Annotated in this window: 12 protein-coding genes; 2 read left to right on the top strand and 10 right to left on the bottom strand. The window is 73.0% G+C overall.

Translation table 11 applies throughout. The features are described from left to right. From GTW43_RS36765 to infC, 7 genes are all read right to left on the bottom strand, one after another. Positions 1–1265, bottom strand: a 1265-nt coding sequence (locus GTW43_RS36765; RefSeq protein ID WP_161306303.1) for a phenylalanine--tRNA ligase subunit beta, incomplete at its 3' end; no start/stop codon positions are given. Then, positions 1265–2401, bottom strand: a complete 1137-nt coding sequence (pheS, locus tag GTW43_RS36760; RefSeq protein WP_161306302.1) for a phenylalanine--tRNA ligase subunit alpha — start codon at positions 2399–2401, stop codon at positions 1265–1267. The genes GTW43_RS36765 and pheS, both read right to left, overlap by 1 nt. Before the next feature lie 151 nt (positions 2402–2552). Beyond that, a complete protein-coding gene (locus tag GTW43_RS36755) occupies positions 2553–3665 on the bottom strand; it encodes a PAS domain-containing sensor histidine kinase (RefSeq protein WP_161306301.1) in 1113 nt (370 codons plus the stop codon). Between the two features lie 96 nt (positions 3666–3761). Continuing rightward, the gene (locus GTW43_RS36750) at positions 3762–4589 is read right to left on the bottom strand and encodes an RNA methyltransferase (protein ID WP_161306300.1); all 828 of its coding nucleotides are present in this window, start codon (positions 4587–4589) and stop codon (positions 3762–3764) included. A 167-nt stretch (positions 4590–4756) separates the two neighbouring features. Beyond that, a complete protein-coding gene (gene rplT, locus GTW43_RS36745; RefSeq protein ID WP_030493496.1) occupies positions 4757–5143 on the bottom strand; it encodes a 50S ribosomal protein L20 in 387 nt (128 codons plus the stop codon). Positions 5144–5241: 98 nt separating this feature from the next. Beyond that, the gene (rpmI, locus tag GTW43_RS36740; RefSeq protein ID WP_003977225.1) at positions 5242–5436 is read right to left on the bottom strand and encodes a 50S ribosomal protein L35; all 195 of its coding nucleotides are present in this window, start codon (positions 5434–5436) and stop codon (positions 5242–5244) included. Positions 5437–5559: 123 nt separating this feature from the next. Next, positions 5560–6252, bottom strand: coding sequence for a translation initiation factor IF-3 (gene infC, locus GTW43_RS36735; RefSeq protein WP_161306299.1), 693 nt, complete (start codon positions 6250–6252; stop codon positions 5560–5562). A gap of 366 nt (positions 6253–6618) precedes the next feature. On the opposite strand from infC, the gene GTW43_RS36730 reads away from it, so the two are divergent. Next, positions 6619–6996, top strand: coding sequence for a DUF1844 domain-containing protein (locus tag GTW43_RS36730; protein ID WP_161306298.1), 378 nt, complete (start codon positions 6619–6621; stop codon positions 6994–6996). A gap of 64 nt (positions 6997–7060) precedes the next feature. Here GTW43_RS36730 and GTW43_RS36725 read toward each other — a convergent pair whose 3' ends face one another. Beyond that, on the bottom strand, positions 7061–7825 hold the full coding sequence (locus GTW43_RS36725; RefSeq protein ID WP_161306297.1) for an SseB family protein: 765 nt from the start codon (positions 7823–7825) through the stop codon (positions 7061–7063). Positions 7826–8127: 302 nt separating this feature from the next. On the opposite strand from GTW43_RS36725, the gene GTW43_RS36720 reads away from it, so the two are divergent. Next, positions 8128–8883, top strand: coding sequence for a serine hydrolase (locus GTW43_RS36720; protein WP_343246233.1), 756 nt, complete (start codon positions 8128–8130; stop codon positions 8881–8883). Here GTW43_RS36720 and mycP read toward each other — a convergent pair. Next, the gene (mycP, locus tag GTW43_RS36715) at positions 8867–10033 is read right to left on the bottom strand and encodes a type VII secretion-associated serine protease mycosin (RefSeq protein WP_161306295.1); all 1167 of its coding nucleotides are present in this window, start codon (positions 10031–10033) and stop codon (positions 8867–8869) included. The genes GTW43_RS36720 and mycP overlap by 17 nt on opposite strands. Then, positions 10030–10863: a hypothetical protein gene (locus GTW43_RS36710; RefSeq protein ID WP_343246234.1), complete on the bottom strand. Its 834-nt coding sequence runs from the start codon at positions 10861–10863 to the stop codon at positions 10030–10032. Before GTW43_RS36710 ends, mycP begins: the two co-directional genes overlap by 4 nt. Positions 10864–10873 lie beyond the last annotated feature (10 nt).

The following is a 10873-nucleotide window of genomic DNA, read 5'->3' as shown; positions in this document are numbered from 1 at the left end:
TCCGGGATCGTGATGGTGCGCGGGGCGCCCGGGGCGATGACCTCGGTGACGCCCTCCTGCGCGGTGCCGCCGGCGAGCAGCACGAGCAGGTCGACGACGCGCTGGGCGGCGGCGGACGCGGCCTGCGGGTCGACGCCGCGCTCGAAGCGCTTGGCCGCCTCGGAGGACAGCTTGTGGCGGCGCGCGGTGCGGGCGATGGTGATCGCGTCGAAGTGCGCCGCCTCGACGACGACGTCGGTGGTGCCGGCGTCCTCGCTGTGGTCGGCGATCTCCGTGTTGGCGCCGCCCATCACCCCGGCCAGGCCGATCGGGCCCCGGTCGTCGGTGATGACCAGGTCCTCGGCGTCCAGCGTGCGCTTGACGCCGTCGAGCGTGGTGAGCTGCTCGCCCTGCGTGGCGCGGCGCACACCGATCGGACCCTGGACGAGGGAGCGGTCGTAGGCGTGCAGCGGCTGGCCGAGCTCGAGCATCACGTAGTTCGTGACGTCGACGGCGAGCGAGATCGGGCGCATGCCCGCCTTCTGCAGCCGGCGCTGGAGCCAGATCGGCGAGCGGGCCTCGGGGCTCAGACCGGTGACGGTGCGCGCGGTGAAGCGGTCGCAGGCCATCGGGTCGGAGACCTGGACCGGGTAGCCCTGCGCGTTGGGCGCGGGCACGTCGAGGAGCGCCGGGTCGCGCAGCGGCAGACCGTACGCGATGGCGGTCTCGCGGGCGATGCCGCGCATCGACAGGCAGTAGCCGCGGTCCGGCGTGACGGCGATGTCGAGGACCTCGTCGACCAGCTGGAGCAGTTCGACGGCGTCGCGGCCGACCTCGGTCTCCGGCGGCAGCACGATGATGCCGTGCGTGCCGTCGTCGCCCATGCCCAGCTCGTCGGTGGAGCAGATCATGCCGTGCGAGGTCTTGCCGTACGTCTTGCGCGCGGCGATCGCGAAGCCGCCGGGCAGCTCGGCGCCGGGCAGCACGACGACGACCTTGTCGCCGACCGCGAAGTTCCGGGCGCCGCAGACGATCTCCTGAGGCTCACCGGTGCCGTTGGCCCGGCCGACGTCGACGGTGCAGAAGCGGATGGGCTTCTTGAAGCCCTCCAGCTCCTCGATCGTCCGAACCTGGCCCACCACGAGGGGGCCCTTGATGTCCGCGCCGAGCTGCTCGACGGTCTCGACCTCGAGGCCGACGCCGACCAGCTTCTCCTGTACGTCGCGACCGGTCTCGGTGGCCGGCAGGTCGACGTACTCCCGCAGCCAGGAAAGCGGGACCCGCATCAGATCTCCATCCCGAACGGCCGGGTGAACCGGACGTCACCCTCGACCATGTCTCGCATGTCTTCCACGTTGTGGCGGAACATCAGCATCCGCTCGATGCCGAACCCGAAGGCGAATCCGCTGTACTTCTCGGGGTCCACGCCGCACGCGGTGAGCACGCGCGGGTTGACCATGCCGCAGCCGCCGAGCTCGATCCAGCCCTCGCTGCCGCAGGTGCGGCACGGCCGGTCGGGGTTGCCGACCGACTCGCCGCGGCACACGTAGCAGACCATGTCCATCTCGGCGGACGGCTCGGTGAACGGGAAGTAGTTGGGGCGCAGCCGGGTCTTCATGTCCTCGCCGAAGAGCGCCCTGACCATGTGGTCGAGCGTGCCCTTCAGGTCGGCCATGGTGAGGCCCTCGTCCACGGCGAGCAGCTCGATCTGGTGGAAGACCGGGGTGTGCGTGGCGTCCAGCTCGTCGGTGCGGTACACGCGGCCGGGGCAGACCACGTAGACCGGGGGCTCCCGGTCGAGCAGCGAGCGGGCCTGCACGGGCGAGGTGTGCGTGCGCAGCACGACACCCGACTCGTCGCCGACCGTCTTGGCGCGGCCCTCGGGGCCCGCGACGAAGAACGTGTCCTGCATCTGCCGGGCCGGGTGGTCGGGCGTGAAGTTGAGCGCGTCGAAGTTGAACCACTCCGCCTCGACCTCGGGGCCCTCCGCGATCTCGTACCCCATGGACACGAACACGTCGGCGACGCGCTCCATCATGGTGGTGAGCGGATGCCGGGCGCCCGCGGGCACGCGGTCGTGAGGCAGCGTGACGTCCACGGCCTCCTCGACCAGGACGCGCGCGTCGCGCTCGGCCTCGAGCTCCGTCTGGCGGGCGGCGAGGCCCCGGCCGACGGCGGCGCGGGCCTGGCCGACGAGCTTGCCGGCCGCGGCCTTGGCCTGCGGGGGCAGCGCGCCGATCTCGCGGTTCGCGAGCGACAGCGGCGACGTGCCGCCCGCATGCGCGACCTTGGCCTCCTGGAGCGCCTCGAGCGAGTCCGCGGCGGCGAAGGCGGCGAGCGCCTCGTCCCGCACCCGCTCGATCTCTTCCGGTTTCAGTGCCTCGACCTCGACAGGGTCGTACGACTTGTTCGGTGCCGACATCTCTTCCCGTGCTTCCGTTGGCTGGCGGATGGCCCCGTCTGCGACGCGCCCCGGCCGTGGGGACGAACGTCTCTGATCTGGAGACGCAATGTGCCAAAGGACGAGTCTAGCGGGGGTGAGGTGGGTGACTGCGCCCGTGGGGCCGGTCTGCTCAGGCGTTGAGATACGCCGGCGCCGCCACGGGCAGCATAAATCGGAAGCGGGCGCCGCCGCCGGGCGCGCGCCCGACCGTGATGGAGCCCCCGTGGGCCTCGACGATGCCCTTCACGATGTACAGGCCGAGCCCGGTGCCGCCGCGCTTGCTGCCCCGCCAGAAGCGGGTGAAGACGCGGTTCATGGATTCCTCCGGGATGCCGGGCCCCTCGTCGCTCACGGTGACCGACGCGCCGACCGGGTCGGTGGGCTCGACGTCAATGGTGACGGTTCCGTCGCCGTGGCGCACGGCGTTTTCCAGGAGGTTGCTCAGGACCTGGTCGACCTTGTCGGGGTCGGCCCACACGGCGGGCAGCGGCTGGGTGACCCGGAGCAGGAACCGCTCGGCGGGCCGGCCGGAGGCGACGTGCGCCTGGATGTGCCGGGAGACGGCGGCGGCGATGTCCACAGGCTGGCGGCGCACCTCGAGCCGGCCGGAGTCGATGCGGGAGATGTCGAGCAGCTCGGCGATGAGCCGCGTGACCCGGTTCGCGTCGGCGTCGACGGTCTCCAGCATGAGCCGCTTCTGCTCGTCGGTGAAGCGCTCCCACTTCGCCAGCAGCGTCGCGGTGAACCCCTTCACGGAGGTGAGCGGCGAGCGCAGCTCGTGCGCGACGGTGGCTATCAGCTCGGCGTGGCTGCGCTCGGTGCGCCGCCGGGCCTCGGTGTCGCGGATCGAGACGACGACCCGGAGCACCGGTCCGGTGGGCCTGCTGCGCACGTACCGGGCGGTGACCAGGACCTCGCGGCCGCCGGGCAGCAGCAGGTTCCGCTCGGGCTGTCCGACCCGGATGGCGAGTCCGCCGTAGGGGTCGGTGAGCTGCCACCAGCGCCGCCCCTCCAGATCCTCGAGCGGCAGCGCCCGCTCGAGCGGCGCCCCGAGGGCGTGCACGGCGGACACGGCGGTGATCCGCTCGGCGGCGGCGTTGAAACAGACGACCCGTCCGCGCTCGTCGGCGACGACCAGCCCGTCGGACAGGTCGTCGGGACCGATGCCGAGTCCGGCCGGCCCGGGCCCGGCGGCCCCGGAGGACTCACCCGCTCCCGAATCCGCGCTGGTGCGGACTGTCATCTCCCCGTACCCCACCTCTCGAGTCGGTTCAGCGGGCTCGAGTGGGTCACCCTACTAGCCGAGGGTGACGGGGTGACAGGCCGTGCCGCCCGTAGTTCAGGACCGGCAGCCGCCCTCGGCCCGCTGCGCGCGCGCCGAGGCGTACAGGCAGACCGCGGCGGCCGTCGCCAGGTTGAGGCTCTCGGCCTTGCCGTGGATGGGGACGCGGACGACGGCGTCGGCGAGGGCGCGGGTCTCCTCGGGCAGGCCCCAGGCCTCGTTGCCGAAGATCCACGCGGTGGGGGTGCCCATGGTGCCCCGGTCGAGTTCGTCGTCGAGGTCGTGCTCCCCCGCGCCGTCGGCGGCGAGGATCCGCACGCCCGCCTCCTTCAGCCCGGCGACGGCCTGCTCGACGGGGACGCCGACGGCGACCGGCAGGTGGAACAGGGAGCCGACGGAGGCGCGGACGGCCTTCGGGTTGTACAGGTCGACGGAGGCGTCGGTGAGGATCACGGCCTCGGCGCCCGCGGCGTCCGCGCAGCGCAGCACGGTGCCCGCGTTGCCCGGGTCGCGGACGTGCGCGAGGACGGCGACGAGCCGGGGTCGCGCCGCGAGGATCTCCTCGAACGGCGTGTCCAGGAAGCGGCAGACCCCGACGAGCCCCTGCGGCGTCACGGTCGTGGAGATCTCGGCGATGACGCTCTCGTCGGCCAGGTGCACCCGGGACCCGGCGGCCCGGGCCTCACCGATGATGTCGGCGTAGCGCTCGGCGGCCTCGACGGTCGTGAACATCTCGACGAGCCCGCCGTGGGCGGCGGCCTCCCGGACGGCCTGCGGCCCCTCGGCGAGGAACAGCCGCTCCTTCCCCCGGAAGTTCCGCTTTCCGAGCCGTCGGGCGGCGGAGACACGGGGGGACCTGGGAGAGATCAACTCGGGGGCAACCATCGAAAACTCACCTTGACACATCAGGGGCGCGAGGAACTGCGCGCTCAGCCACGACGGACCCGCACGCGGCACACGACAACAACTGGGCAGACGGGCTGCCGAACGCACTCGGACCCGCAAGCACTCGGCTTGCGGGTCCGAAGATCACGTCCGGCTCAGCGGAGCGCTCAGGCAGCGGCCTTGGGCGCGTTCACGTCGGCCGGCAGGGCCTTCTGCGCAACCTCGACCAGCGCGGCGAACGCGTTGATGTCGTTGACGGCCAGCTCGGCGAGGATCTTGCGGTCCACCTCGATGTTGGCGGCCTTCAGACCCTGGATGAGGCGGTTGTACGTCATGCCGTTCTGGCGGGCAGCGGCGTTGATGCGCTGGATCCACAGCTGACGGAAGTCGCCCTTGCGCTTCTTGCGGTCGTTGTAGTTGTAGACCAGGGAGTGGGTGACCTGCTCCTTGGCCTTGCGGTACAGACGCGAACGCTGACCGCGGTAGCCGCTGGCCTGCTCGAGGATCGCCCGACGCTTCTTGTGCGCGTTCACCGCGCGCTTGACGCGTGCCACTTTGTAACTCCTTGTAGCGGGGCCGGGGTTGTCTTCACCCGACCCGAATTCGAATAGGTCCCGGTCAGTCGACGCTCAGGGTGCTCAGCACCCGAGCATCACTTGCCGAGAAGCTTCTTGATCTTCGCGGCGTCGCCCGGGGCCATCTCGGCGTTGCCGGTGAGGCGACGCGTCACGCGGGACGACTTGTGCTCGAGCAGGTGGCGCTTGCCGGCGCGCTCACGGAGCACCTTGCCGGAGCCGGTGATCTTGAAGCGCTTGCTGGCACCGCTGTGCGACTTGTTCTTCGGCATAGCGCCGTTCTCTCCTCGTCAGTGGCATTCCCGGCCGGTCCGTGCCGAAGGCGCGAACCGGCCGTGAGGGAACGTCAGTTGTGTCAGTTGGTATCCGTGGCGCACAGGCGGTGCGCCGGCGGATCATGCCTCGGCAGCAGCCTCGGCGGGGGCCTCGACCTCGGCGTCGGCGGGGGCCTCGGCCTCGATCTCAGCCGCGTTCTGCGACTTCCCGGGGTTGGCCTTCGCCTCGGCCTTGCGGGCGGCCTGCGCCTCGCGGGCCTCGGCCATCGCCTCGGTCTTCTTCTTGTGCGGACCGAGAACCATGATCATGTTCCGGCCGTCCTGCTTCGGGTTCGACTCGACGAAACCGAGGTCCTGGACGTCCTCCGCGAGACGCTGCAGCAGTCGGTAGCCGAGCTCCGGCCGGGACTGCTCGCGACCACGGAACATGATCGTGATCTTGACCTTGTCGCCCTGCTTGAGGAACCGGACGACGTGACCCTTCTTGGTGTCGTAGTCGTGCGGGTCGATCTTCGGCCGGAGCTTCATCTCCTTGATGACCGTGTGCGCCTGGTTCTTGCGCGCCTCACGGGCCTTCATGGCCGACTCGTACTTGAACTTCCCGTAGTCCATGAGCTTGCAGACGGGCGGACGGGCGTTCGCCGCCACCTCGACCAGGTCGAGGTCGTACTCCTGAGCAAGCTCAAGGGCCTTGGCAAGCGGAACAATCCCGACCTGCTCGCCGCTGGGACCGACAAGTCGCACTTCGGGAACGCGAATCCGGTCGTTGATGCGGGGCTCGGCGCTGATGGATCCTCCTCGGTAGCACCACACGACGGCCTGGCGGACCGCCGCGTAACGTTTGTCACGTAAGTACCAACCGCGCCGGCACACAAAAAATGCCCCGGACGGTACACACGCGGGGCTCCAAGACTGACCGGAACACCGCGCGGCGGACCGCGGGGCGCTGTTCGGACGGCTCCATCGTCCGTACGGAACGATGGTGGCCGTCTGACCGGTGACCCGCCGCCCTGAGGGCGGCCAGGTGGGAGATCGGAGCCTCCACTTGTGGGCCGGTCACCTTCGTCACGAGGACGTGGGCGTCCGGCCGGTCGTTACACAAGGTTAGCAGGACTTGGCCGTACCGCCCAACCGGGTGCGTGGCACGGCACCGCGCGGGGTCCGCATATCGTGGGGCCCATGAGTGACGCGACCCCCGCTGCTGCCCCTGACTCCCCTGACACGCCCGACTACGACGCGCTGACCCGCGACATCGCGGAGGTGCCCGCCGTCGAGGTCATCGTGACGGTCGCGGTCAATCTGATGAGCGCCGCGGCGGTGAAGCTGGGCCTCACCGAGGAGGGCGACGCCCACAAGGACCTCGACGAGGCCCGCAAGCTGATCTCCGGCCTCGCCGGTCTGCTCGACGCGAGCGCGACCGAGATCAGCTCCTTCCACGCGGCCCCGCTGCGGGACGGCCTGAAGTCGCTGCAGCTCGCCTTCCGCGAGGCGTCGATCGTGCCGGACGAGCCGGGCCAGGGCCCGGGCGAGAAGTACACGGGCGCCGTCTACGGATGACGGGCCCGCGTGACCGCCGCCCCGTGGAGGGGCCGGTCGCACGGCAGCACCCCGGCGTCCCGGCTCAGGGACGCTCGTACACGGGCTCGCTCGACAGGGCGGCCTCGGCCGGCAGCAACGCCAGGTCGAGGCCCTTCGTCAGGCGGGCCCGCAGTGTCTCGTCGGCGGCCAGGCGGCGGGCCACCGCGTGGACACCCGCGTCCTGCGGCACGCCCGGGTCGAGCACCAGGGCGAGGGTCCCGTCGCCCTGCCCCGGGCCCAGGTACGCGCGCCGCACCGCCCCCACGCCGGCGACCGCGGCGCGCACCGCCTCGACGACGGCCGGGTCGGTCAGCGGGTCCGCGCTGGTGCGGCCCTCGGCGAGCGCGTAGAGGGCGGAGCCGGTCAGCTCGTACGGGACCGGGCCCGCCAGGTCGAGGACCACGGTGTCGGCCTTCTCGTGCGCGGCGGCCTGGAGCGCCTGGTGCAGCGGCACGGCGACGGGGCGGGCCTGCGGGTCCCACAGCGCGAGGGACGCGATCGAAGTGAAGGCGGGCAGGGCCTTGCGGTCGCCGGCCTTCAGGGTGGGCACGGCCATGTCGCTCGTCTTCTCGCGGCGCAGCCCGGCCGTCCGGCTCCCCTCACCGCCCGCGTGGGGCGCTTCGCCCTCCTCCACCTCGCCCAGCACGGCGACGACGGGCACAAGGAGGCGGGCCTCCTTCAGCGCCGCGAGCACCGGGCCGTGCGCGGTGCGGTCGTCCGACCAGGCGGCCAGGGCCGCGGCGAGACGCGGGTCCGCGGAGCCGTCGTCGTCGGAGTAGCCGGAGTCGGGAATGTTCTTGTTCGCCACGTTCACCGACCCTACCGAGCGGGCGGCCGGGGTTTCTCAGCGGACCCCGAGGTCGGGCTCATCCTGCGCACAGGGCGACTGCCGAGCATCGCGGCATGCCGCCGCGTACTCCCCGCACTCCCCGTACCCGTCGCACCTGCCGCACCCGCCGTCGCCGTGCGCGGCACCCCGCGCTGTTCGCGTCCCTCTTCGCCTCGGCGCTGGTCTGCTGCGCCGCCGGCGCTACCGTCTCCGTACGGGCGGGGGCGCACGACGCGAGCGCGCCCGTGTCGCACGTCGCCGCAGCCACAGGGGGTCCCACCGTGTCTCCGTCATCGCCGTCCGCGCCCGCTCAGGACCGGGACGGTGCGCTCGCCACCGCGGTGGCCGACGCCGTCGCCGGGCACGGCGGCGGTCTCTCGGTCGCGGTCCTCGACGTGGCGAGCGGGGCGACGGCCGCGTACGCCCCCGGCGGCGGCACCTACGACACGGCGAGCGTCGTCAAGGTCGACCTGGTGTGCGCGCTGCTGCTGCGCGCACAGGACGCGGGCCGGGACCTGACCTCGCAGGAGCGCACCCGCGCCGCGGCGATGATCGAGCGCAGCGACAACGACGCGACGACCGCCGTGTGGGACGACCTGGGCGGGGCCGCGGCGCTGGACGCGGCCAACGAGCGGCTCGGGCTGACCGGCACGACCGGGGGCAGCGGCCCGCTGTGGGGGCTGACCCAGACCACGGCGGCCGACCGACTGACCCTGCTGCGGCAGGTGTTCGCCCCCGGCGACGACGCGGTCCTGAGTGCGGAGTCGCGGTCGACGGTGCGGCAGTTGATGGGGTCCGTCGAGGCCGACCAGGCCTGGGGCGTGTCGGCCGCCGGGAACGCGGAGCTGAAGAACGGCTGGCTGCGGCGGAGCACGACGCAGCGGTGGGACGTGAACAGCATCGGCCGGGTGCGGGTGGACGGGCGGCAGGTGCTCGTCGCGGTGCTGTCCGACGGCAGCGCGACGATGGACGCCGGGGTCGCGCTCGTCGAGGCAGTGGCGCGTGCGGCGGTGCCGGTGGTCAGCGGCGCCGGCTGAGCCGGTGCCCGCGCCACAGCCAGACGGCGGCGCCGAGCAGCAGCAGTCCGAGGGCGCCCGCGACCGGGCCGGTCCAGCCGGCGGCCGCGTCGTCGGCCGGGGCGTCGGGCCCGTCGCCGAAATAGCGGTCGCCGTACGCGGCCGAGCTGATGCCCTTGGGGCTGAGTCGGGAGCCCGCCACGATCGCGGCGGCAGGGTCGGCCAGACCGTAGCCGCGGGAGTCGTCGCGGCCGCCGGCCGGCGGGTCCTGCGCGGTGTCCTCGAGGAGCTTCTTGATCTGGGCGGGGCTCAGGTCCGGGTGGGCGGCGCGCACGAGGGCGACGGCGCCGGAGACGAACGCGGAGGCCGCGCTGGTGCCCCAGGCCGAGTAGTACGTGCGGTCGGGGTCGGCGGTGACGATGCCGCGGCCGGGGGCGGCGACCGTGGCGTACCAGCGGCGGGTGGAGAACGAGGCGCGGGTGCCGGAGGAGTCGACGGCGGTGGCGGCGATGACGCCGGGGTAGGCGGCCGGGTAGGAGATGTGGTCGCCCTTCTCACCGCCGTTGCCCGAGGAGGCGACGACACAGACGCCCTTCCTCAGCGCGTACTGGACCGCGGCGTCCTCGCCGGCCTCGGGGTGGGCGGTGTCGGAGTCGTCGCCGAGCGACAGGTTGATGACGTCGGCGCCGTGGTCGACGGCCCAGCGGATGCCCTCGGCCAGGGCGTTGCCCCGGGTCTCGCGGGCCTTGGCGCGGGCCGGGTCGCCGTCCTCCAGGATGACGCGCACGGGCAGGATCTTCGCCTCGGGGGCGACGCCGACGACGCCGTCGCCGCGGTCCGCGCCGTGGCCGTGACCGGCGATGATGCCGGCCATGGCGGTGCCGTGGCGGGCCCAGGGGCGGTCGCCGCGGCCGGCGCCGAAGCCGACGAGGTCCTTGCCGGCCAGGACGTTGCCGGTGAGGTCGGGGTGGCGGTCGTCGACGCCGGTGTCGAGGACGGCGACGGTGATGCCCTTGCCCTTGGTGGTGCGCCAGGCCTCCTGGGTGTGGAGGGCGGACAGGCCCCACTGCTGTGCGCGGACCGCGTCGGCGTGGGCCGTGGTGGCGGGGAGGAGCGCGAGAGCGGCCGCGCTGAGGGCGGCGACGGCGAGCCGGTGGGCGCGGCGGGTCATGAGGGCTGCTCCGTGGACTTCTGGACGGTCTTGCGCAGTCCGCGCTCGATCCGGTCGGCGATGCCCTGGGCCTCGTGGCCTAGTCCGGCCTGGGCGGGGGCCGTGGTGGCGCTCGCCTTCATGGCCTCGGCGGCGGGCTGCGGGTCGGCGACGGTGCGGCCGTCGGCGAAGCCGGAGACCGCGTAGACGACCACCGGGGCGTCGGTGAGGACGCTGATCGTCCACGAGGCGCGCTGGGCGTCGCCGAAGTGTGCGGCGGCGGTGCCGTCGGCGGCGTAGGGGCGGGGCAGCAGGTCGCGGCGGCGGTCGAGCCCCTGCTCGCTGAAGCGGGTGCGCAGGGCCTGGGTGGCCTCGGCGTCGGCCTTGGTGAAGAGCAGGCCCACGGTCGTGACGCTGCTCTGGCTGGCGTCGACGTACGTGGCGCGCAGCAGGCGCAGGCAGCCCACCGAGCGCAGGGCCTTGTGGAGCAGCGGGTCGAAGGCCTTGGTGCAGCCGCTGTCGGGAGCGACGGCGATCCGCGTCCAGGTGCGGTCGGCGCCGCCGGGGCCCGCGCCCTCGCCGTCGAGGGTGCGCGGGAACAGCGTGTCGACGGGGACGCTGTGCCACAGCGCGGAGGCGTCGTGGAAGGCGGTCTGCGCCGAGACGGTGGCGCCGTCCTCCTCGCCGGTCAGCAGCGAGCCGGTGGCGGCGCCGCCGAGCAGGCCGACCCCGAGCACGAGGCAGGCCGCGGCGGCCGCGGCGCGGGGGGCGAGGCGGCCGCCGAGGTGGCTGAGCGGGCGCAGCCGGGTGGTGCGGTCGTCGTACTGCGCCGGGGGCGGTGCGGAGGGCACGAAGGGGCGG

The organism is Streptomyces sp. SID5785, assembly GCF_009870065.1.
GTDB lineage: Bacteria > Actinomycetota > Actinomycetes > Streptomycetales > Streptomycetaceae > Streptomyces.
The sequence above is the reverse complement of the archived record's forward strand: the minus strand, read 5'-3'. Positions and strand labels throughout refer to the sequence as shown.